Here is a 22,599-nt window from a genome sequence, read left to right as displayed (position 1 = left end):
GAAGTGATTACGTGCAACAGATAGCCCGCTCTGTCGCTCTGGCATTTAATAATCTGCCGCGGCCCCATCGCGTTATGCTGGGGTCGCTTACCGTACTGACATTGGCCGTCGCTGTCTGGCGGCCCTATGTTTACCATCCTGATTCTGCACCTATCGTCAAAACTATCGAGCTGGAAAAAAGCGAGATTCGTTCACTATTGCCTGAGGCCAGCGAACCTATCGATCAGGCCGCTCAGGAAGACGAAGCTATCCCACAGGACGAACTGGATGACAAAACGTCTGGTGAAGCCGGCGTGCATGAGTATGTCGTCTCCACGGGCGATACGCTGAGCAGTATTCTGAATCAGTACGGCATCGATATGGGTGACATCAGCCAACTCGCGGCTTCCGACAAACAACTGCGTAATCTGAAAATTGGTCAGCAACTTTCCTGGACGTTAGGCGCGGAAGGTGACTTGCAGCGCCTGACCTGGGAAGTCTCCCGTCGTGAAACCCGTACTTACGATCGCACCGCGACGGGTTTCAAAATGAGCAGCGAAATGCAGCAGGGCGATTGGGTTAACAGCCGAATCAAAGGCACCGTGGGCGGAAGCTTCGTCGCCAGTGCCAAAGATGCCGGACTGACCAGCTCTGAAATCAGCGCAGTGATTAAGGCCATGCAGTGGCAGATGGATTTCCGCAAACTGAAAAAAGGCGATGAGTTCTCGGTACTGATGTCTCGCGAAATGCTGGACGGTAAACGTGAGCAAAGCCAACTGTTGGGCGTCCGCTTGCGTTCTGAAGGTAAAGATTATTACGCAATCCGTGCTGAAGACGGTAAGTTCTATGACCGCAACGGTACCGGACTGGCGAAAGGCTTCATGCGTTTCCCGACGGCTAAGCAGTTCCGCATCTCTTCCAACTTTAACCCGCGTCGTCTGAACCCGGTGACCGGACGCGTTGCGCCGCACAAAGGTGTCGACTTTGCGATGCCGCAGGGGACGCCGGTGCTGTCGGTGGGTGATGGCGAAGTGGTTGTAGCCAAGCGCAGCGGCGCAGCCGGATACTATGTTGCGGTTCGTCATGGTCGCACCTATACCACGCGTTATATGCACCTGCGTAAGTTGTTGGTCAAACCAGGACAAAAAGTGAAACGTGGCGATCGTATCGCGCTGTCTGGCAATACCGGGCGTTCTACGGGTCCGCATCTGCACTACGAAGTCTGGATCAACCAGCAGGCAGTGAATCCTCTGACGGCGAAACTGCCGCGCACAGAAGGTCTGACCGGGTCGGATCGCACCGATTACCTGGCACAGGTGAAAGAGGTTGTTCCTCAGTTGCGTTTCGATTAATTCACACGCTGACAGAGCCGGTACGCTATGCGTGCCGGCTTTTTTATTTTGTACGGCGCATCGCGCGCCGCTACACTATCAGCAGATCTACTTTTCGCCGCACCAGACACTGGAAGAGCATGGAAACGAAAAAAAAGAATATTGAATATATCCCAGAGTTTCACAAATCATTTCGCCATCCGCGCTACTGGGGTGCATGGCTTGGTGTGGCGGCGATAGCAGGTATTTCGTTAACGCCGGCATCATTTCGCGATCCAATTCTGGCAAAGCTCGGAAGAATGGCCGGGCGGCTGGGAAAAAGCTCGCGTCGCAGAGCACTGATCAATTTATCCCTCTGCTTTCCTGAGCGCAGCGAAGCTGAGCGTGAAGCTATTGTCGATGAGATGTTTGCGACTGCACCTCAGGCGATGGTCATGATGTCGGAACTCGCCATACGCGGCCCGGAAAAAATTCAGCATCGGGTTGACTGGCAGGGGCTGGAAATCATCGAAGAGATGCGTCGCAACGATGAAAAAGTGATTTTTCTGGTTCCTCATGGTTGGGGCGTAGATATCCCAGCGATGCTGATGGCTTCCCAGGGACAGAAAATGGCTGCGATGTTCCACAATCAGGGAAATCCGGTATTCGATTTTGTCTGGAACACGGTGCGTCGTCGTTTCGGTGGTCGTTTGCATGCGCGTAATGATGGCATCAAACCGTTTATTCAGTCTGTACGTCAGGGATATTGGGGATACTACCTGCCGGATCAGGACCATGGCCCTGAGCACAGCGAGTTTGTGGATTTTTTTGCTACCTATAAAGCCACGTTACCGGCGATTGGCCGCCTGATGAAGGTGTGTCACGCCCGTGTGGTGCCGCTGTTCCCGGTATACAATGGGAAAACGCATCGCTTAACGATTCAGGTTCGTCCTCCGATGGATGACATCCTGACGGCGGATGATCACACCATTGCCAGACGAATGAACGAAGAAGTGGAAATCTTTGTGACGCCGCATCTCGAGCAATACACCTGGATTCTAAAACTGCTTAAGACGCGCAAACCCGGTGAAATTGAGCCTTATAAGCGCAAAGATCTTTATCCGAAGAAATAAAAAAAGCCTCTCAAACGAGAGGCTTTTTTACTTCAAACGGGGCGTTACTCGACGGTCAGAATACGCGTGGTATTCGTTGAGCCAATGGTGCTCATGACATCGCCTTGCGTCACAATGACCAGGTCGCCGGAAACCAGATAGCCTTTATCGCGCAGCAGGTTCACTGCTTCACTGGCGGCAACGACGCCGTCAGTTTCGCTGTCAAAGTGAACCGGGGTGACGCCGCGATACAGGGAAGTCAGATTCAGCGTACGTTCATGACGAGACATCGCGAAAATCGGCAGACCAGAACTGATGCGTGAGGTCATCAGCGCAGTACGACCGGATTCCGTCATTGTGATGATAGCGGTGACCCCTTTCAGGTGGTTAGCGGCATACATCGCTGACATGGCAATCGCTTCTTCAACGTTATCAAACTGCACGTCAAGGCGGTGTTTAGAAACATTGATGCTCGGGATCTTCTCAGCACCCAAACAGACGCGCGCCATAGCCGCGACGGTTTCAGCCGGGTACTGACCTGCTGCAGTTTCTGCAGAGAGCATAACGGCATCGGTACCGTCGAGGACGGCGTTAGCCACGTCCATCACTTCCGCACGGGTCGGCATTGGGTTGGTGATCATCGACTCCATCATCTGCGTGGCGGTAATGACCGCACGGTTCAGCTGACGTGCGCGGCGAATCAACGCTTTCTGAATACCTACCAGCTCAGGATCGCCAATTTCAACGCCCAGGTCACCACGCGCCACCATCACCACGTCGGAGGCAAGGATGATGTCATCCATCGCATTCTGGTCGCAGACGGCTTCTGCACGTTCTACCTTGGCGACAATTTTCGCATCGCAGCCAGCGTCGCGCGCCAGACGGCGGGCATAGTTCAGATCTTCGCCGCAGCGCGGGAAGGAGACGGCCAGATAGTCAACGCTGATTTGCGCGGCGGTGACGATGTCGGCTTTGTCTTTTTCGGTCAGGGCTTCAGCAGAGAGACCGCCGCCCAGTTTGTTAATGCCCTTATTGTTGGACAGCGGGCCACCGACGGTAACTTCGGTGAAGACTTTCATGCCCTGAACTTCCAGCACTTTAAGTTGTACGCGGCCGTCGTCGAGCAGCAGGATATCGCCCGGGACGACGTCAGCAGGCAGTCCTTTATAATCAATACCGACTTTTTCTTTGTCGCCTTCGCCTTTGCCGAGGTTGGCGTCTAACAGGAACTTGTCGCCAACGTTAAGAAATACTTTACCTTCTTTGAAGGTTGATACGCGGATTTTAGGTCCCTGCAGGTCACCCAAAATAGCTACATGACGTCCCAGTTTTGCGGCAATTTCACGGACTTTATCCGCCCGCAGTTTGTGATCTTCTGGAGAGCCGTGAGAAAAGTTCATACGTACGACGTTCGCACCCGCGGCGATAATCTTTTCAAGGTTATTATCGCGGTCAGTTGCCGGGCCTAACGTGGTAACGATTTTGGTTCTGCGAAGCCTTCTGGACATGTAATACTCCGTTGACTGAAACAACTTGGTGTTGCGTGAACATTAATCCGGTCGTTCTCAAATATTAACGGTAAATGAACGACCCGGATGATAAAAGGGTAGAACATTGTTATTGCTTTTAGCGGTCATCACTCTTGATGAGTAATTCTTTATCAAAACGCGATTCCTTGAGCGCTTCCTTGACACGCTTCAAGTTATCTCTAAATTTTGCCCCACGGCGCAAAGTAAATCCTGTAGCCAGCACATCTATCACGGTCAGTTGAGCAAGTCGAGAGACCATGGGCATATAAATGTCAGTATCTTCCGGTACATCGAGAGTAATTGCCAGCGTTGCTTCACGCGCCAGTGGCGTGCCGGGAGAGGTGAGGGCGATAACCATGGCGTCATTTTCCCGCGCCAACTGCGCCAGTTCCACCAGACTTTTGGTTCTTCCGGTATGAGAAATAAGCACAATGACGTCATCGTCGCTACAATTCATGCAACTCATGCGTTGCAGAACAATATCGTCGGAATAGATTACCGGTACGTTAAACCGGAAAAATTTATTCATTGCGTCATGCGCCACTGCGGCAGAAGAACCGAGGCCAAAGAAGGCAATTTTTTTCGCCTGAGTTAATAAATCTACTGCCCGGTTTACCGCTGCGTTATCCAGAGACTGGCGGACGTGGTCGAGGCTTGCCATCGCTGACTCGAAGATTTTCCCCGTGTAAGATTCTACGCTGTCATCCTCATCCACATTGCGATTAACATAAGGGGTGCCATTTGCCAGACTTTGCGCCAGATGCAGTTTAAAATCAGGGAAGCCGCGGGTATCCATGCTGCGACAGAAACGGTTCACTGTCGGTTCGCTGACATTGGCTTCAACAGCAAGTGTGGCGATGCTTGAATGGATTGCCCGCTCGGGAGAGGCAAGAATAATGTCGGCGACTTTACGCTCTGACTTGCTCAACTGTTCCAGTTTTAACTGGATTTTTTCCAGCATATTCATGATGTAGGTAGACTCATGGGTCATGGGCAAAAACGATTTCAATGATACGGAGAAATCGGGGCATAATTTCGTGTATAGATATTACCCCTGCTAATGCAGCAACGGGGCAAAATGGACAGAATAGTTGTTGTTTTTTTTCATTACATGATCGGAGTCGGGTTTTCTTACGTCTTCAGGGGTACGAAAAAAGATGACTTTTTTGTCCAATTTGCGACGGCAAACGCCCATAAAGCGACTGTTCGCGGTAACAGCACGGCTGGATAAGCGTTTACGGTTTCCGGATTCACGTAAAAGCAGTACAGTGCACTGTAATAAAATTACAACCAGTGTCTGGCAAAAGCACCAGGCACTTAATTGAGGAGAATGACATGGCGGTAACGCAAACAGCCCAGGCATGTGATCTGGTCATTTTCGGCGCGAAGGGCGACCTGGCGCGGCGGAAATTGCTGCCTTCCCTGTATCAACTGGAAAAGGCCGGCCAGATTAACCCGGAAACCCGTATCATTGGGGTAGGGCGTGCCGACTGGGACAAAGCAGCCTATACCAAGGTTGTGCGTGAAGCGCTCGAAACCTTCATGAAAGAAAAAATCGACGAAGGTTTGTGGGAGACTCTCAGCGGTCGTCTGGAGTTTTGTAATCTGGACGTCAATGACACCGCCGCGTTTAGCCGTCTGGGCGAAATGCTGGATCAAAAATCACGTACCACCATTAACTATTTCGCGATGCCGCCGAGCACCTTTGGCGCGATCTGCAAAGGCCTGGGTGAAGCAAAGCTGAATGCTAAACCAGCCCGTGTTGTGATGGAAAAACCGCTGGGTACGTCGCTGGCAACATCCCGTGAAATCAACGATCAGGTCGGCGAGTATTTCGAAGAGTGTCAGGTTTATCGTATCGACCACTATCTTGGCAAAGAGACGGTCCTGAACCTGCTGGCACTGCGTTTTGCCAACTCCCTGTTTGTGAACAACTGGGATAACCGCACTATCGATCACGTAGAAATTACCGTGGCGGAAGAAGTGGGTATTGAAGGCCGTTGGGGCTATTTTGACCAGGCAGGTCAAATGCGCGACATGATTCAGAACCACCTGCTGCAGATCCTGTGCATGATTGCGATGTCTCCGCCGTCCGATCTGAGCGCCGACAGCATTCGTGATGAAAAAGTGAAGGTACTGAAATCGCTGCGTCGTATCGATCGTTCGAACGTACGTGAAAAAACGGTTCGCGGTCAGTACACCGCGGGTTTTGCCCAGGGCAAAAAAGTGCCGGGGTATCTGGAAGAAGAAGGCGCGAACAAGAGCAGCAACACGGAAACGTTTGTGGCGATCCGTGTGGATATCGATAACTGGCGCTGGGCGGGAGTTCCGTTCTACCTGCGTACCGGTAAACGTTTACCGACGAAGTGCTCTGAAGTGGTGGTTTACTTCAAAACGCCTGAGCTGAATCTGTTCAGAGAATCCTGGCAGGATCTGCCGCAGAACAAGTTGACCATCCGTTTGCAGCCTGATGAAGGTGTCGATATCCAGGTACTGAACAAAGTGCCGGGTCTGGATCACAAGCATAATCTGCAAATTACCAAGCTTGATCTGAGCTATTCCGAAACCTTCAACCAGACGCACCTTGCCGACGCCTATGAGCGCCTGCTACTCGAAACAATGCGCGGAATACAGGCGCTGTTTGTGCGTCGTGATGAAGTTGAAGAAGCATGGAAGTGGGTCGACTCAATTACCGAAGCCTGGGCGATGGACAACGACGCGCCGAAGCCGTATCAGGCAGGGACCTGGGGCCCGGTTGCTTCTGTGGCGATGATTACCCGAGATGGTCGTTCCTGGAACGAATTCGAGTAAAATATCATCTAGCCCATAGGTGTTATTTTACCGGTAACATGATCTAACACAGATTGTAGAATAATTTTTGCACTTTTAGGCTCCGCGTGGATTCACCCGCGGGGCTTTTTTTATTACACTGCCTGAAACGATTTTGCCCCTGAGCTACGGCCAACAAGCGATTCAGCTATTTTTACCCAACTGAAACACATTGTTGATCCAACGCTCTGACAGATAAATTTTAGGAGCCTCTATGAATCCGAATTTGTTACGCGTAACACAACGTATCGTCGAACGTTCTCGTGACACACGTTCCGCCTACCTCGCCCGTATTGAACAAGCGAAATCAACTACCGTTCATCGCTCGCAACTGGCATGCGGTAACCTGGCGCATGGTTTTGCTGCGTGTCAGCCGGACGATAAGGCCTCGCTGAAAAGCATGCTGCGTAACAATATCGCGATCATTACCTCCTATAACGACATGCTTTCCGCGCATCAGCCGTATGAACACTATCCGGCCATCATTCGTAAAGCACTGCATGAAGCCAATGCAGTAGGCCAGGTTGCTGGCGGTGTACCTGCAATGTGCGACGGTGTGACCCAGGGGCAGGATGGGATGGAGCTTTCGCTGCTCAGTCGTGAAGTGATTGCGATGTCTGCTGCAGTGGGCCTTTCCCACAACATGTTCGACGGCGCGTTGTTCCTCGGCGTATGCGACAAAATTGTCCCGGGTCTGGTAATGGCTGCGCTGTCATTTGGTCATCTGCCGTCAATCTTTATTCCTTCCGGTCCGATGGCGAGCGGTCTGGCGAACAAAGAAAAAGTGCGTATCCGTCAGCTGTATGCTGAAGGTAAAGTCGATCGCATGGCGCTTCTTGAATCCGAAGCGGCGTCTTATCACGCTCCGGGTACCTGTACGTTCTACGGCACGGCGAATACTAACCAGATGGTGGTGGAGTTTATGGGTATGCAACTGCCTGGCTCCTCATTTGTACATCCTGATGCGCCGCTGCGTGAAGCGCTGACAGCGGCAGCAGCCCGTCAGGTAACACGCCTGACCGGCAATGGCAATGAATGGATGCCGATCGGTAAAATGATCGATGAAAAAGTGGTAGTGAACGGTATTGTGGCGCTGCTGGCGACCGGGGGCTCTACCAACCATACGATGCACCTGGTGGCTATGGCGCGTGCGGCCGGGATTCTGATTAACTGGGATGATTTCTCCGATCTGTCCGATATCGTGCCGCTGATGGCGCGTCTGTACCCGAATGGTCCAGCAGATATTAACCACTTCCAGGCCGCGGGTGGCGTACCGGTGTTAATGCGTGAACTGCTTAATGCGGGTCTGCTACATGAAGATGTGAACACCGTTGCCGGATTCGGTTTATCCCGCTACACCATGGAACCGTGGCTTAACGAGGGTGAACTGGACTGGCGCGAAGGGGCGGTGAAGTCTCTGGACAACAACGTGATCGCCACCTTTGACCAACCATTCTCCCACCACGGCGGCACCAAAGTGCTGAGCGGTAATCTCGGGCGTGCGGTGATGAAAACGTCGGCGGTACCGGTAGAAAACCAGATTATTGAAGCGCCGGCAGTTGTCTTTGAAAGTCAGCATGATGTCTTACCCGCGTTCGATGCGGGTCTGCTTGACCGGGATTGCGTGGTGGTTGTGCGCCATCAGGGACCAAAAGCGAACGGAATGCCAGAATTACATAAACTCATGCCGCCACTTGGTGTATTATTGGACCGTTGTTTCAAAATTGCGTTAGTTACCGATGGACGACTTTCAGGTGCTTCAGGTAAAGTGCCTTCAGCAATCCATGTAACCCCGGAAGCCTATGATGGCGGGCTGCTGGCAAAAGTACGCGATGGCGACATCATTCGTGTGAATGGACAGACAGGTGAATTGACGCTGCTGGTGGATGAAGAGGAACTTGCCTCCCGTCAGCCACACATTCCTGATCTCAGCGCATCGCGCGTGGGTACGGGACGTGAAATGTTCAGCGCGTTGCGTGAAAAGCTGTCCGGTGCGGAGCAGGGCGCAACCTGTATCACTTTTTAAGACTTATTTTGTAATCAGGCGAGAGAAAACTCTGATGAAAAACTGGAAGACAAGTGCAGAAGCAATCCTGACCACGGGCCCGGTTGTACCGGTTATCGTGGTTAATAAACTGGAACACGCGGTGCCAATGGCAAAAGCGCTGGTTGCAGGGGGCGTGCGCGTTCTGGAAGTGACCTTACGTACCGCATGTGCGATGGATGCCATTCGCGCGATCGCAAAAGAAGTTCCCGACGCTATCGTTGGTGCGGGTACCGTACTGAATCCACAGCAACTGGCTGAAGTCACTGAAGCGGGTGCGCAGTTTGCTATCAGCCCGGGTCTGACCGAGCCGCTGCTGAAAGCTGCAACTGAAGGCACTATTCCGCTGATCCCAGGCATCAGCACCGTTTCTGAACTGATGCTGGGTATGGACTACGGTTTGAAAGAGTTCAAATTCTTCCCGGCGGAAGCCAACGGCGGTACTAAAGCGCTGCAGGCAATTGCGGGTCCGTTCTCTCAGGTCCGTTTCTGCCCAACCGGCGGTATTTCGCCAGCGAACTACCGTGATTACCTGGCACTGAAAAGCGTGCTGTGCATCGGTGGTTCCTGGCTGGTTCCGGCAGATGCCCTGGAAGCTGGCGATTACGCACGCATTACCAAGCTGGCTCGTGAAGCAGTTGAAGGCGCGAAGCTGTAATTGCGTAAAATGCCCGGTAATAATTACCGGGCCTGCGAGTCTGAAACGGGCCATCTGGCCCGTTTTTTATCCTGCGACTTTCACCTGTGCCGCCGCGTCTTTCGCGCGTGTCACCGCGTCTTCAATACTCTGCGCTGTGGCCAGCACAACGCCCATACGACGGCTCCCGTCGATGTCTGGCTTGCCGAAGAATCTGACTTGCATACCTGTGCCCACAGCGGCCTGTACGTTATCAAACGTGACATTCTGGCTGGTAAGCTGCGGCAGAATAACGGCGGAAGCAGAAGGCCCATACAGACGGATTGCGCCAACCGGCAGATCGAGAAATGCGCGTACATGCAGGGCAAACTCAGACAGATCCTGCGAAATCAAGGTCACCATACCCGTGTCGTGAGGGCGAGGGGAAACTTCGCTGAAAATGACCTCATCACCGCAGACAAATAGCTCTACCCCAAACAGACCGTGGCCGCCCAGCGCCAGCACCACCTTACGGGCAATCTCCTGCGCTCGAGCCAGCGCCAGGTCACTCATCTGCTGCGGCTGCCAGGATTCGCGATAATCGCCATCTTCCTGACGATGTCCTACCGGTGCGCAGAAATGTACGCCATCAACGGCGCTGACGGTAAGCAGGGTGATTTCAAAATCAAAATTCACTACGCCTTCGACGATAACGCGTCCGGCACCTGCTCGGCCGCCTTGTTGAGCATAATTCCAGGCTTCAGTGAGTCGATCGGCGGAACGAATAAAGCTCTGTCCCTTACCGGAGGAACTCATTACCGGCTTCACGATGCAGGGATAGCCGATTTCGGCGACGGCCTCGCGAAAGCGGGCTTCGCTGTCAGCAAAGCGGTAAGAAGAGGTCGGTAGAGATAATTCTTCGGCGGCGAGACGACGGATTCCTTCGCGGTTCATGGTCAACTGCGTCGCCCGGGCGCACGGCACGATGTTTTGACCGTCCTGTTCCAGTTTTACCAGCATATCCGTGGCAATCGCCTCTATTTCCGGCACGATATAATGTGGTTTTTCACGCTCGACGAGCTGGCGTAAAGCATCGCCATCCAGCATGTTGATTACGTATGAGCGATGGGCAACGTGCATGGCTGGCGCGTCGGGGTAACGATCCACGGCAATGACTTCCACACCCAGGCGTTGGCATTCAATCGCCACCTCTTTACCCAGTTCACCTGAACCTAATAACATCACTCGCGTTGCTGCGGGACGCAGCGCTGTGCCTAATAACGTCATAAATTAATCCCCTGTTTTATCTGGGCGCAGTATATACGAAAACGTTTGCGTCTGTCTTTATTACCAGGTTGATTTCAAGGCGTAAAAAGAATATACTGTACATAAATACAGGTAATTTAAGAGGCTGCAAAAATGGCGGTTGAAGTTAAATACGTAGTCATTCGGGAAGGTGAGGAAAAAATGTCGTTTACCAGCAAAAAGGAAGCCGATGCGTATGACAAAATGCTTGATACAGCAGATTTGCTCGACACATGGCTGGAGCAATCGCCGGTAGCGCTGGAAGACGAGCAGCGCGAAGCGCTTTCCCTGTGGCTGGCTGAGCAGAAAGATGTGCTGAGCGCCATTCTGAAAAACGGCAAGCTGCCCTCTCCGCAGGCGGTCGAAAGCGATGCGCACGCTGAGGATGATACTCAGGCTGCCTGAAACGACTTGCGCTCCTGACGTTTTGTACCATGCTTTTCCCTGAATCATTGTGCAATCCCTGACGTCTTTTCACGTTGTAACAGGCAACCTGAAGGACGAAGGGGAGATTAAGGAGAAAAGAATGTATAAAAAAAGAGCGTTGCTGAGCCTGCTGTTGTTATCTGCCAGCGTATCTGTATTTGCGGCAAATATGGAAAGCAAGAATGTTCAGTTCCCCAAGTGCGAAGGACTGAATGCTGACGGTATCGCGGCGAGCGTGAAACGTGATTATCAGCAAAATCGCATCGCGCGCTGGGCTGACGATCAAAAACGCGTCGGGCAAGCCGATCCTGTCGCCTGGGTCAACACGCCCGATATTACGGGCAAAGATGGGAAATGGTCAGTTCCCCTCACGGTTCGCGGTAAAAGCGCGGATATTCACTACCAGGTAAAAGTCGACTGCAAAGCCGGAACGGCGGAGTATCAGTCGCAGTAACGAAGGTAGAAGGTATTTGCACTTCTTTTGATGACCTGAACACTTCCTGACATCCCCTCGGGTACGCTTTGATGATTATTCGTCTGTACTTGAGGGGCAACATGGCTAACTGGCTGAATCAACTTCAATCTCTTCTTGGGCAAAAAGGATCTTCCGCGTCATCTTCTGGTGAGCAAGGGCTGAGTAAACTTCTGGTTCCCGGCGCGTTAGGCGGTCTGGCAGGATTACTGGTTGCCAACAAATCTTCACGTAAATTACTGAGTAAATACGGCACCAGCGCGCTTCTGGTGGGCGGCGGTGCGGTTGCCGGTACTGTGTTATGGAACAAATACAAGGATAAGGTTCGCGCGGCGCATCAGGGTGAGCCGCAGTTCGGTGCACAAAGCTCGCCGCTGGATGAGCGAACCGAACGACTGATCCTGGCGCTGGTTTTTGCGGCGAAAAGCGATGGTCATATTGATGCCAAAGAACGTACCGCCATTGAGCAGCAGCTCCGTGAAGCAGGCGTGGAAGAGCAGGGCCGCATTCTGATCGAACGTGCGATTGAACAACCGTTAGATCCTCAGCGCCTGGCACAAGGGATCCGCAACGAAGAAGAGGCGCTGGAAATTTACTTCCTGAGCTGTGCAGCGATTGATATCGACCACTTTATGGAGCGTAGCTATCTGAACGCGCTGGGCGATGCGTTGAAGATCCCGCAGGATGTTCGTGAAGGCATTGAACAGGATCTCAAGGAACAAAAACAGGCTTTACCGGGTTAATTACTTACCGTTAAGGCGCATGTTTCGCTTGCATCATTGCTGTCTTTTGCCACCCTTATAGGATGTTTAAGCAAAAGAACAATGACATGCTACCAAAAGCTTCTCGTATCCCCCACGCCATGACGAATCATGGCGATACCCGCGTTGATAATTTTTACTGGCTGCGAGATGACACCCGCTCGCAGCCAGAAGTGCTGGATTATCTGCAACAAGAAAATGCGTATGGCCGCCAGATTATGGCCTCGCAGCAGGCATTGCAGGATCGCGTCCTGAAAGAGATTATCGACCGTATCCCGCCTCAGGATGCTTCCGCCCCCTATGTGAAGAATGGTTATCGCTACCGGCATATTTATGAACCGGGGTGCGAATATGCCATTTATCAGCGTCAGTCTGCCTTCAGTGAAGAGTGGGATGAATGGGACACCTTGCTGGATGGTAACCAGCGCGCGGCCCACAGTGAGTTTTATACGCTGGGGGGACTGGCGATATCTCCGGATAACACCATCATGGCGTTGGCCGAAGATTATCTCTCTCGTCGGCAATATGGCGTGCGTTTTCGCAATCTGCAAAGCGGTAACTGGTATCCGGAACTGCTGGAAAACGTTGAAGCGGATCTGGTCTGGGCGAATGACTCGCAAACCTTCTATTACGTGCGCAAACACGCAACGACGCTGCTCCCGTATCAAGTGTGGCGACATACCGTCGGCTCGCCGTCATCACTGGATGAGCTAGTGTATGAAGAAGCCGATGACATGTTTTATGTCAGTCTGCATAAAACCACCTCGTTACATTATGTGGTTATTCATATCGCCAGCGCGACCACCAGTGAGGTTTTGCTGCTTGACGCAGAACTGGCGGATGCCGAGCCGTTAGTCTTTTTAGCGCGACGCAAAGATCACGAGTACAGTCTCGATCACTATCAGCATACGTTTTATCTGCGTTCCAACCGTCAGGGTAAAAACTTCGGCCTGTACCGTACCCGTGTGCGTGATGAACAAGCCTGGGAGACGCTCATCCCGCCGCGCGACAGCGTCATGTTGGAGGGCTTTACGCTGTTCACAGACTGGCTGGTGGTGGAAGAGCGTCAGCGGGGCTTAACCAGCCTGCGACAGATTAATCGTAAAACGCGCGAAGTGGTCGGCATCGCTTTTGATGATCCGGCGTATGTGACATGGCTTGCCTACAATCCAGAGCCGGAGACATCGCGTCTGCGTTATGGCTATTCCTCTATGACCACACCGGATACGCTGTTTGAACTGGATATGGACACCGGAGAGCGTCGCGTACTCAAACAGACGGAGGTCCCAGGATTTGATGCGGCGAACTACCGTAGCGAACACGTCTGGATCACCGCGCGTGATGGCACCGAGGTTCCGGTTTCGCTGGTTTACCATCAAAAGTATTTCCTGAAATGGAAAAACCCTTTACTGGTCTACGGCTATGGTTCGTATGGCGCCAGCATGGACGCCGATTTCAGCAGCAGCCGCTTGAGCTTACTGGATCGCGGCTTTGTTTATGCCATTGCTCATGTGCGTGGCGGCGGCGAGTTAGGACAGCAGTGGTACGAAGACGGTAAGTTTCTGCTCAAGAAAAATACCTTCAATGACTACCTTGACGTCTGCGACGCGCTGCTAAAAATGGGTTATGGCGCGCCTTCGCTGTGTTACGGCATGGGGGGAAGCGCCGGAGGAATGTTAATGGGTGTTGCCATTAATGAGCGCCCGGAACTCTTCCATGGCGTCATTGCGCAGGTGCCTTTTGTCGATGTGGTGACCACGATGCTGGATGAGTCCATTCCCCTGACGACCGGTGAGTTTGAAGAGTGGGGGAATCCGCAGGACGAAGAGTATTACACCTACATGAAAAGCTACAGCCCGTATGACAATGTTACAGCGCAAGATTATCCTCATCTGCTGGTTACGACGGGATTACACGACTCCCAGGTGCAATACTGGGAACCGGCAAAATGGGTGGCAAAACTGCGCGAGCTGAAAACGGACGATCGTCTGCTGTTACTCTGCACGGATATGGATTCCGGGCATGGCGGAAAATCAGGGCGTTTTAAATCATACGAAGGCGTGGCCCTGGAATACGCGTTTTTGATCGGACTGGCGCAGGGGACTCTGCCTGGGCATGCGTCTGCTCAGGCGTTATCCAGATAGTGTTTCAGCGTTAAGCGCAGCTCCGGGCTCATACTGTCGAGGTTATTAAATAACCAGCGCAGATAGCCCGGATCGCGTTCAGCCACTTCTGATACAGGTTTTCCGCGGTACTTGCCGAAAGTGAAAGTAGTGAGTAACGCAGGACGGCCGGTAATATCGACCATCTGTTCTGCTGACCAGCCTGACGTCTGTATGATGTCGATCAGCAGTGCCGCGGTGATGTAGCAGTCGTACAGGGCACGGTGATGATGCAGGCCAGCTGGCGTCTGCACGCTCAGTTTGCGCGATTTATACAGCGCCATGTTGCTGTATTTGATTCCTGGCCACAAACGACGGGAGAGTTTCATGGTGCAAATCCACTCCCCGGGCATGTCGGGTAATACGCGGCGATCAAAACTTGCATTGTGCGCCACGTACCATTCGCTGCCGTAATATTGTGGGATGACATCTTCAATCCACGGCTTATCGGCCACCATCGCTTCCGTAATGCGATGAATTGCCATCGCCTGAGGGCTGATGGGGCGGTCAGGACGCACCAGGTGGCTCATGGGATTGACTATTTTTCCGTCAACCACATCGACAGAAGCAATCTCAACAATGCCTCCCTGCAGACCACAGGTTTCTGTATCTATTATGCGCAACATGCCATGCTCCTGACCCAAAACGATTAGCGTAAAGGAATGATATCACCTTGCCAACCCCGTGGCGTGCGTTGACCGGTTAAGAGTAAGGAACCGCTGTCTGCGCGAACAATCAATCGACCTTGCTCATCCCATAACGCGCTGCTGCCACGCGCATTGGCCATTAATACCGCGATGGCAAATTTATGCGAGAAACTCTGTAGACGAGATGTAGAGGAGAGCAATTCGGGCTCACTGACAGACTGACTGCTGGTGAATAGCGAGTACGCCGGGTCGATATCGATACCTTCCGGCTGGCTATCCACAACGCTGATGGCATTTTGCTGTCTGGCGATACAGGCCCCGTGGCTCTGGTGAAACGTTAAGGGGGAGGTCATCCAGGGAGAGAAAAGCGCGATACCTTTTACGAACCGATTGTTATGTTCTACCGATAGCCCCGCAATAATCGTCATGCGATAAGTCACGGCTGCATGCGCGAGAGGTTCTAACAACGCTTCATCGGGTGGGGCAGGGAGCGCGTCATTCTCATCAACACAACCCAATAGTGAGAGGGAGGGGAAAACCAGCAATTCACATTGGCATTGAGCGGCTGCCTGAATGAATTGCAGGTGATGCGCGACATGTTCGGTAACTGAGGTTTTAAGAGGTTCGTACTGTGCTGCTGCGATTTTCCAGTGTGACATAATGATTTCCTTTTCATAGTGTCTACAACCATCTTTAAAGTATAGATTAAGAATATACTTATACTGTAGCAGGCATCATGTAAGGAATCGTAACGTAATATAAGTTTTATTTAACTTTAGGCTCGTAGGGTAAACGTGAAAGGGAAACGGATGCCAGACGGTGCGCGATCAGTCTTTCCCGAAACCAGTCGCGTAAATGTTCGGGCTGTTCACGCTCAACGACTTCGGCAACAACCGGCATGTTGTATCGCTCCTTAAATGCGACACCCGCCGCGGCCAGGTCAACATTGACCTTATCCATTTCAGCTTGCTCAAGTTTGGCCAGATTGATGTTCATGGGCTTCTCCTTTTCTCTGTCTTTCGGCGCGCAAAGTTACTAAGAGTGTGCATTAATGGCAAGACCGAAATGATGATTCTCGACTCGATCATTGTAGAAGGTTATTCTCTATAGATTAGACATAACAAAAAGGAATAGTTGAAATGGCTTCATCTGCATCTATGCTTCGCAACGCTCTCATCGTACTCGCCAGCGTAGTGGCAACTCCCGCCGCCCTGGCTCATGCTCACCTGACAAAACAAAGCCCGGCGGCTAATGCCGATGTTGCGGTATCTCCTCAGGCGTTGACGCTGAATTTCTCTGAAGGTGTCGAGCCGGGATTCAGCGGCGCAACGCTGACAGGCCCAAACAAAGAACAGATCAAAACGGGTAAGGCATCGCGCAGTGAACAGGACAAAACACAACTGATTATTCCGCTTGCTCAAACGCTTGAGGCCGGAAAATATACTGTCGACTGGCACGTCGTCTCCGTGGATGGCCATAAGACAAAGGGGCAATATACCTTTAGCGTGAAATAACCGATGCTGGAATTTACCTGGGTTGCACTACGGTTTATCCATTTTACCACGTTGATGCTGGTGTTTGGCTGTGCGCTCTACGGCGCATGGCTGGCTCCCGTTTCGGTTCGTCGTTTAATGATGCGTCGTTTTTTGCGTCTACAACGACATGCCGCAGCGTGGAGCTTTATTAGCGCGACGCTGATGCTGGCGATCCAGGGTGGTTTAATGGGCTCAGGCTGGCGGGATGTTATTTCTAGTGACATATGGGGCGCCGTGTTGCAAACGCAGTTTGGCGGCGTGTGGTTATGGCAGATTATCCTCGCACTGGTCACGCTGGTGGTGGTAATTATAGTACCGCGCAGCATGCCGCGACGGCTGTTAATGCTGACGATTGCGCAGTTTATTTTGCTGGCTGGCGTCGGACACGCGACGCTGCATAGCGGTATCGCTGGTGCAATCCAGCAGGTTAACCACGCCTTGCATTTGGTATGCGCTGCCGCCTGGTTCGGCGGTTTGCTGCCCGTACTTTACTGTATGCAAATGGCGCAAGGCCGCTGGCGGGAACAGGCCATCAATACTATGATGCGTTTCTCCCGCTACGGGCATCTTTTCGTTATCGGAGTTTTACTTACCGGCATCCTGAATGCGCTGTTTATTGTTGGTTTTTCTGTTCCCTGGCACATGGCTTACGGGCAACTGCTTTTGTTAAAAGGTGCTCTGGTGATGCTAATGGTGGCGATTGCGCTGGTGAATCGGTATGTTCTGGTACCACGCATGCGGCAGGATAACCGCAGTATGACACTCTATTTTGTTTGGATGACTAAGCTGGAATGGGGAATTGGGGCCGTTGTGCTGGCGATTGTCAGCCTGTTTGCAACCCTCGAACCTTTCTGATTGATGGATTGGCGAAACGCATGAAAAAAATCATTATCTCGTTATTACTACTGGCAAGTTCAGGGGCCGCGCTGGCTGCGCCACAGGTCATCACCGTCAGCCGTTTTGAGGTTGGCAAAGATAAGTGGGCGTTTAATCGGGAAGAGGTGATGCTGACCTGCCGTCCTGGTAACGCGCTGTATGTCATCAATCCCAGTACGCTGGTGCAATACCCATTGAATGATGTTGCCAGACAGCAGGTAGAGAGTGGGAAAACTACGGCGAAGCCAATCGAGATTATCCAGATTGACGACCCGGCGAAACCGGGCGAAAAAATGAGCCTCGCACCGTTTGTGGAGCGTGCAGAAAAGCTCTGCTAATTGTCAGATGTAGTGTTCTGATTTCCAATAAAAAACCGCAAGGCTCGCTCAGGAGAACTTGCGGTTTTTACGTTTGGATGTGTGACAATCGTCCTTTTTTTCAGGCCACTTTAGTCGCGGACTGGAAAACCTGGCGCTGTCATCTATTCTTAAATGGCAGGGTAACTTAGCCTGCATTAATGCCAACTTTTAGCGCACGGCTCTCTCCCAAGAGCCATTTCCCTGGACCGAATACAGGAATCGTATTCGGTCTCTTTTTATGTGGATTTTATTTCAATCACTTAGGACATCATGTCCGAAAGTTTCCGAAATTTGTCCGCATATCACAATTCGGGATTTCTTCGTTATACCACACTGCTTTTAACATTTACACTTCATTTGCGCAGAAAAAGATCAGATCGTGATGCCCATTTTTTCCTGTTCTCCAGGCGTATGGTCTGCTTATGCGCCAGCATTTCAGTTGTCACTAGTGCCGAGAGGTTTAGACTCACTTGTATCAATAGCGGTATAATTATCCATCAATTGATGCCGTTCTGGCCCCTGATACATGGACTCAGTTTCTCAATAACGAGATATAAGAAATGGAAAAGTTAAAAGAAAGACTCGTGATGGAGATTGGTAATGCTGAAGATCTCTCTGCAGCATTAAAACTATACACCAGTTTCTATCTATTAATCCCAGAGTATAAATTTGTCTTTTCATCGCCTAAAGGGCCATATCCAGGGTTTCAAACTAACAAGAAATTCAAGCATGGGGCGTCTATACGCTCTTTATTCAATGATGAAAATGTTTTCGTTATGGATCCTCAAACCATAGAGGAAATGTTCAGCGATAAAGGACACTCCACATTTAAAATAGATTACTCAATATCTCTTGATAGCCAGGCATTAAGTTATCTCAGACCATATATCAATGGTAAAGTTTCTGGTCTGGATGATGACATCGAAGAAATATTTAAATTTATTTCTCATCAGAATACGCAGGTAGACTCTGTGTTATATGAACTGGAGAACCTTAAAAATCTGGATGAGAAAGAGAATCACCATAAAATATTCGATAAGTTGATGGGTTACGAATTTATAAAAGATGTTGATCTCGTTAATTCAGGAACCAGCGGAGTATTGACCTCAAAAATATCGCAAGGTGAGCTTTTTCTTAATACCGACAGACATTTTAGCTCACTGCTCACCAAAAACAAAGACTCTGAGTTCAGGCGTGCCTTAAGAGACAGGCACGATAGTATTTACGCTTATGTTCTTATGATGAGTATCATCCAAATCAAATCGCCTGCCAGATCGCTCAAAAATAAATTGATCGAACTATTAAGTTTTGCTCACACCAAAGTATGCTTTTTGGCAACAAGAGAGTTAATTCTAGCGAGTGAGTTTTTTATACGAGGGACAGAATTTAGGTTTTTTAACAAAATACATAAAAAGTCGAAAAACATGTGGTCGGCATTACATGGTATGGCCTGGGATCTGACTCATTGTCGATATTTAGAGCAAGCACTTACCTTCAATACAGGAAATGATGAGCGATATTTTTTCCCTGGAATATTGACTTGTGACAAAGGTTTTATTGAGGCGATGGAGCTCACGCCGCTTAAGGCCGTTGCATTTGATACCAAAGGTGGGCCGCCGTTGCTGTTTTATCATGAACATGATGTGATAAAAATTACCGGGGATATCCCTGCGGTTAATGATTTCTATCAGGAATTGTGTTGTAAACAGAAAAGAGAAGAAAGAGCTCGTGCGCGTAATGCACCCACTTATGACCTGCAATCTATAGTAGCTGAACTGGAAGCAGAACTGGAAGCTGTTGCGTTAGTACCTCGTCGACGCGTGGATAGCGTAGGACCGTGATGTATGATTCGGTCGCTCTGTTTTTTACTGCTATGGTTTAATTTAGAACAGGGCAATATTTGTGTACAGGAGGTCAAATGGGACTGCCTGACAATGCTTATCAAAGAGTGGAAGCGACGTGCTGGCGACATGTTTGGGTGGTCGGGGATATCCACGGTTGCTTCTCATTATTGATGGCGAAATTGCGCCTGTGTCATTTTGATCCGTGGCAGGACCTGCTGGTTTCAGTGGGGGATGTTATCGACCGCGGACCTGACAGTTTGCGTTGCCTGAAACTACTGCGTAAACGCTGGATTATCGCGGTCAGAGGGAATCATGAACAGATGGGGCTGGACGCGCTGGCAACCGGGGAACAATTCCTGTGGTTTATGAATGGCGGTTCGTGGTTTGCGCAGGCGGAGCAGCCAGCGGCGAAAGCCGCTCTTGAAACGTGTCGGCAATTACCCTGGATTCTGGAGCTGCGTTGCCAGAACGGCATACACGTTATTGCTCACGCAGATTACCCTGATGATAATTATCAGTGGCAAAAAGAGGTCGATTTACAGCGGGTACTGTGGGATCGCACAAGGCTGATGAATAAAGGCAACGGCATTCGCGGCGCGGATCACTTTTGGTTTGGCCATACGCCTCTGCGTCAGCGGCTGGATCACGAGAATCTGCACTATATTGATACCGGTGCGGTGTTTGGTGGCGAGTTGACGCTGGTGCAACTGCAATAATCAAAAATCGCTGTATTCCTGGGCCGGACGCCAGAAGCTGTCGATGTAGTCATCCGCGGGTAAACATCCGCCGTTACGAATACGCTGATCGTCCATCGATATCAGGCACTGCTGCTCAGTTTTGTAGACATCAACAACGATATCTTCACAACCGCCACCCAGGTAGCACACAAAAAGAACCAGCGTGAACATTCCATCCTCAAATGGTAAAGCCATACCTGTAGTGTAGAAGATGTTGATAGATGAGGGAAATTAACCAAGAAATAACCCGTCTGGCGACGGGTTCTTTTTGAATCAGGCAAGGCGCATGATCCAGGCATCTGACTTACGATCGTAGTGCTCGCGAAATAGAACTGAATGTTCTCCGTTAAGAAGAGCCGGGACGCTGGTGTCGGCATCCCAGGCATCAAGTTGCATGCATAAATCCGGATCGGATTTACACGGAATGGTTAACGTTCGGTCCCCTGGCGATTCGCCATGTAACTCGGCGTCGTCGATTTCAAAAGCGCCAATGCGCACACTGGTTTTCATCATCGTGCTCTCCGTTTATTTGCTGGTTGTGGTACGACCAGTTAGGCCGTCCATTTTTCAGCGTAGTCAACGTTAGCAAAAGCGCCAGTAAAAACGTGCGTTATCCTGTAAAGAGTTTGCCATCCCGGACAAGATCGCGCGGGTAGCTATTCTTTAATCGCGATCCAATACGTTTCGCCAGGCCAATCGGCTGATGCTGGAACGTAACCAGCACATCGTCGGTGGTCGGTGCGGTCTGCGGGTAGACATCCCGTCCGCGGTACCACTCTTCGGCTTCGGCATGGGTCAGTTCGAACGCATGGCTGTGATTTGTGCTGGCGAGAGCAATGACGGCTTCATGCTGCCAGCGGTACCCTTTATTGTGCGTTTCAGCGAGTTTGATGCCAAGTCGGGAAAAGCGGACTTTGCCGATCAGGGGTTCAATCTCAGTTGGGAATAGCCAAATCTCTTTATCACGCTGCCACAGGCGCAGAGTGTCTTCCCACTGCAATCCACAGGCGTTAGCGGCCTGAGTGACAAGCGCGGATTCACGCCCTTTAAGCGGGCTGAACGGGAAGTTACCGACTTTGTATTTTGGCGTCGGTAGTGCAGGGATCGCGGCGGTTTTGCGCAGACGTGCGACGAAAAAACCTTCACAATCGTAGATCTGCGGGAACACATGCAGGAATCCTTCCGGGGTCAGGGCGCGTTCAGCCTGCGGGAATAAATCGCCCAGTGGTAAAAACTCGACGGCGTCCGGGTAGGTCTCAATCAACCACTGCATAATGTCTTCATTTTCGTCACGGTTCAGCGTGCAGGTCGAGTAAACCAACGTGCCGCCGGGACGCAAGGCATGAAAGGCGCTGTCGAGAAGTTCGCGCTGGGTTGCGGCAATTTCCAGATTACTTTCTGGCGACCAGTTTTTTAGCGCATCGGGATCTTTACGCACCACGCCTTCACCGGAACACGGCGCGTCCAGCAAAATGGTATCGAAGGCTTCTGGCAACGCTGCGCCAAATACCCGCCCGTCAAAATGGGTTAGCGCGACATTGGCTATCCCGCATCGGCTGATATTGGCATGCAGGACTTTGACGCGACTGGCGGAAAACTCATTTGCCAGAATCGCGCCCTGATTTTTCATTTTTGCGGCAATTTGCGTGGTTTTGGAGCCGGGGGCTGCCGCGACATCCATCACGCGATCCGGAGTGTTACCATCGGCAAACAGCGCGGCGACCGGCAGCATTGAGCTGGCTTCCTGAATATAAAACAGGCCGCTTAAATGTTCCGCGGTACTGCCGAGCGGTACTGACTTTTCATCATCGCGTTCGATCCAGAAACCTTCAGCGCACCAGGGTATCGGAGTGAGCGACCAGTTGTAAGGTGCTGTCAGAGTGAGGAAGTCGGCAACGGAGATTTTCAGCGTATTGACGCGGATGCTGCGACGCAGCGGACGCAGGCAGGCAGCGAGAAAATCATCAAATGAGAGCGTGGAAGGCATTGCTTCACGCATTTGGTTTAGAAAGGCGTCGGGAAAATAAGCCACTTGGTACCACCGGCAAAAAAACAG

At 51.3% G+C, this 22,599-nt stretch carries 23 protein-coding genes; 14 read left to right on the top strand and 9 right to left on the bottom strand.

Annotation, left to right across the window (positions count from 1 at the left end):
• The first annotated feature begins 11 nt into the window (after positions 1 to 11).
• On the top strand, positions 12 to 1,331 hold the full coding sequence (mepM, locus tag FDW87_RS15235) for a murein DD-endopeptidase MepM (protein WP_016152763.1): 1,320 nt from the start codon (positions 12 to 14) through the stop codon (positions 1,329 to 1,331).
• Between the two features lie 119 nt (positions 1,332 to 1,450).
• Positions 1,451 to 2,422, top strand: a complete 972-nt coding sequence (gene lpxM, locus FDW87_RS15230; protein WP_016152764.1) for a lauroyl-Kdo(2)-lipid IV(A) myristoyltransferase — start codon at positions 1,451 to 1,453, stop codon at positions 2,420 to 2,422.
• A gap of 44 nt (positions 2,423 to 2,466) precedes the next feature.
• On the opposite strand, the gene pyk is transcribed toward lpxM, so the two are convergent.
• Together pyk and FDW87_RS15220 are read right to left on the bottom strand one after the other, a co-directional pair.
• Entirely contained in the window at positions 2,467 to 3,909 is a 1,443-nt protein-coding gene (gene pyk / locus FDW87_RS15225; protein ID WP_016152765.1) for a pyruvate kinase, read from the bottom strand.
• A 118-nt stretch (positions 3,910 to 4,027) separates the two neighbouring features.
• Positions 4,028 to 4,897: a MurR/RpiR family transcriptional regulator gene (locus FDW87_RS15220; RefSeq protein ID WP_019076523.1), complete on the bottom strand. Its 870-nt coding sequence runs from the start codon at positions 4,895 to 4,897 to the stop codon at positions 4,028 to 4,030.
• A 368-nt stretch (positions 4,898 to 5,265) separates the two neighbouring features.
• On the opposite strand from FDW87_RS15220, the gene zwf reads away from it, so the two are divergent.
• From zwf to kdgA, 3 genes are all read left to right on the top strand, one after another.
• A complete protein-coding gene (zwf, locus tag FDW87_RS15215) occupies positions 5,266 to 6,741 on the top strand; it encodes a glucose-6-phosphate dehydrogenase (RefSeq protein ID WP_003034896.1) in 1,476 nt (491 codons plus the stop codon).
• A 232-nt stretch (positions 6,742 to 6,973) separates the two neighbouring features.
• Entirely contained in the window at positions 6,974 to 8,785 is a 1,812-nt protein-coding gene (gene edd / locus FDW87_RS15210; RefSeq protein ID WP_016152767.1) for a phosphogluconate dehydratase, read from the top strand.
• Between the two features lie 34 nt (positions 8,786 to 8,819).
• Positions 8,820 to 9,461: a bifunctional 4-hydroxy-2-oxoglutarate aldolase/2-dehydro-3-deoxy-phosphogluconate aldolase gene (gene kdgA, locus FDW87_RS15205; RefSeq protein ID WP_016152768.1), complete on the top strand. Its 642-nt coding sequence runs from the start codon at positions 8,820 to 8,822 to the stop codon at positions 9,459 to 9,461.
• A gap of 66 nt (positions 9,462 to 9,527) precedes the next feature.
• On the opposite strand, the gene purT is transcribed toward kdgA, so the two are convergent.
• Positions 9,528 to 10,706, bottom strand: coding sequence for a formate-dependent phosphoribosylglycinamide formyltransferase (purT, locus tag FDW87_RS15200; protein WP_137379903.1), 1,179 nt, complete (start codon positions 10,704 to 10,706; stop codon positions 9,528 to 9,530).
• A gap of 132 nt (positions 10,707 to 10,838) precedes the next feature.
• On the opposite strand from purT, the gene yebG reads away from it, so the two are divergent.
• The 4 genes from yebG to ptrB all read left to right on the top strand — a co-directional run bounded on the left by yebG (position 10,839) and on the right by ptrB (position 14,527).
• A complete protein-coding gene (gene yebG / locus FDW87_RS15195) occupies positions 10,839 to 11,129 on the top strand; it encodes a DNA damage-inducible protein YebG (protein ID WP_137379902.1) in 291 nt (96 codons plus the stop codon).
• A gap of 121 nt (positions 11,130 to 11,250) precedes the next feature.
• The gene (gene yebF, locus FDW87_RS15190) at positions 11,251 to 11,604 is read left to right on the top strand and encodes a protein YebF (RefSeq protein WP_094761903.1); all 354 of its coding nucleotides are present in this window, start codon (positions 11,251 to 11,253) and stop codon (positions 11,602 to 11,604) included.
• 101 nt (positions 11,605 to 11,705) lie between these two features.
• Complete coding sequence (locus tag FDW87_RS15185; protein ID WP_104652107.1) at positions 11,706 to 12,365, top strand: tellurite resistance TerB family protein; 660 nt, start codon at positions 11,706 to 11,708, stop codon at positions 12,363 to 12,365.
• A gap of 86 nt (positions 12,366 to 12,451) precedes the next feature.
• On the top strand, positions 12,452 to 14,527 hold the full coding sequence (ptrB, locus tag FDW87_RS15180; RefSeq protein WP_170975116.1) for an oligopeptidase B: 2,076 nt from the start codon (positions 12,452 to 12,454) through the stop codon (positions 14,525 to 14,527).
• On the opposite strand, the gene exoX is transcribed toward ptrB, so the two are convergent.
• The 3 genes from exoX to FDW87_RS15165 all read right to left on the bottom strand — a co-directional run bounded on the left by exoX (position 14,509) and on the right by FDW87_RS15165 (position 16,188).
• The gene (gene exoX, locus FDW87_RS15175; RefSeq protein ID WP_016152773.1) at positions 14,509 to 15,171 is read right to left on the bottom strand and encodes an exodeoxyribonuclease X; all 663 of its coding nucleotides are present in this window, start codon (positions 15,169 to 15,171) and stop codon (positions 14,509 to 14,511) included. The two genes, ptrB and exoX, sit on opposite strands and share 19 nt — an antisense overlap.
• Before the next feature lie 23 nt (positions 15,172 to 15,194).
• Complete coding sequence (locus FDW87_RS15170; protein ID WP_137379900.1) at positions 15,195 to 15,851, bottom strand: carbon-nitrogen hydrolase family protein; 657 nt, start codon at positions 15,849 to 15,851, stop codon at positions 15,195 to 15,197.
• A gap of 106 nt (positions 15,852 to 15,957) precedes the next feature.
• Complete coding sequence (locus tag FDW87_RS15165) at positions 15,958 to 16,188, bottom strand: DNA polymerase III subunit theta (RefSeq protein WP_003034925.1); 231 nt, start codon at positions 16,186 to 16,188, stop codon at positions 15,958 to 15,960.
• A gap of 143 nt (positions 16,189 to 16,331) precedes the next feature.
• Here FDW87_RS15165 and yobA point away from each other — a divergent pair, with 143 nt between their 5' ends.
• The 5 genes from yobA to pphA all read left to right on the top strand — a co-directional run bounded on the left by yobA (position 16,332) and on the right by pphA (position 20,522).
• Positions 16,332 to 16,706 carry a CopC domain-containing protein YobA gene (gene yobA, locus FDW87_RS15160; RefSeq protein WP_137379899.1) on the top strand — a complete coding sequence of 125 codons (375 nt, stop codon included), beginning with the start codon at positions 16,332 to 16,334 and terminating at the stop codon, positions 16,704 to 16,706.
• A 3-nt stretch (positions 16,707 to 16,709) separates the two neighbouring features.
• Positions 16,710 to 17,582, top strand: a complete 873-nt coding sequence (gene copD / locus FDW87_RS15155; RefSeq protein WP_137379898.1) for a copper homeostasis membrane protein CopD — start codon at positions 16,710 to 16,712, stop codon at positions 17,580 to 17,582.
• A 20-nt stretch (positions 17,583 to 17,602) separates the two neighbouring features.
• On the top strand, positions 17,603 to 17,941 hold the full coding sequence (locus FDW87_RS15150; protein WP_003833793.1) for a YebY family protein: 339 nt from the start codon (positions 17,603 to 17,605) through the stop codon (positions 17,939 to 17,941).
• A 581-nt stretch (positions 17,942 to 18,522) separates the two neighbouring features.
• Positions 18,523 to 19,803, top strand: coding sequence for a hypothetical protein (locus tag FDW87_RS15145; protein WP_080858673.1), 1,281 nt, complete (start codon positions 18,523 to 18,525; stop codon positions 19,801 to 19,803).
• A 77-nt stretch (positions 19,804 to 19,880) separates the two neighbouring features.
• The gene (pphA, locus tag FDW87_RS15140) at positions 19,881 to 20,522 is read left to right on the top strand and encodes a protein-serine/threonine phosphatase (protein WP_137379897.1); all 642 of its coding nucleotides are present in this window, start codon (positions 19,881 to 19,883) and stop codon (positions 20,520 to 20,522) included.
• On the opposite strand, the gene FDW87_RS15135 is transcribed toward pphA, so the two are convergent.
• The 3 genes from FDW87_RS15135 to rsmF all read right to left on the bottom strand — a co-directional run bounded on the left by FDW87_RS15135 (position 20,523) and on the right by rsmF (position 22,575).
• Positions 20,523 to 20,714 (bottom strand): YebW family protein, encoded by a 192-nt coding sequence (locus FDW87_RS15135; protein WP_016152779.1) that lies wholly within the window; start codon positions 20,712 to 20,714, stop codon positions 20,523 to 20,525. It lies immediately after the preceding gene.
• A gap of 102 nt (positions 20,715 to 20,816) precedes the next feature.
• Positions 20,817 to 21,053 carry a YebV family protein gene (locus FDW87_RS15130; protein WP_029139506.1) on the bottom strand — a complete coding sequence of 79 codons (237 nt, stop codon included), beginning with the start codon at positions 21,051 to 21,053 and terminating at the stop codon, positions 20,817 to 20,819.
• Positions 21,054 to 21,153: 100 nt separating this feature from the next.
• Positions 21,154 to 22,575 (bottom strand): 16S rRNA (cytosine(1407)-C(5))-methyltransferase RsmF, encoded by a 1,422-nt coding sequence (rsmF, locus tag FDW87_RS15125; RefSeq protein ID WP_256372294.1) that lies wholly within the window; start codon positions 22,573 to 22,575, stop codon positions 21,154 to 21,156.
• Between the last annotated feature and the right edge of the window lie 24 nt (positions 22,576 to 22,599).

The sequence above is a fragment of the Citrobacter sp. wls826 genome, assembly GCF_005281245.1.
Taxonomy (GTDB): domain Bacteria; phylum Pseudomonadota; class Gammaproteobacteria; order Enterobacterales; family Enterobacteriaceae; genus Citrobacter; species Citrobacter braakii.
Note: the sequence above shows the minus strand (reverse complement) of the source record. Positions and strands in the feature narration are given on the sequence as shown.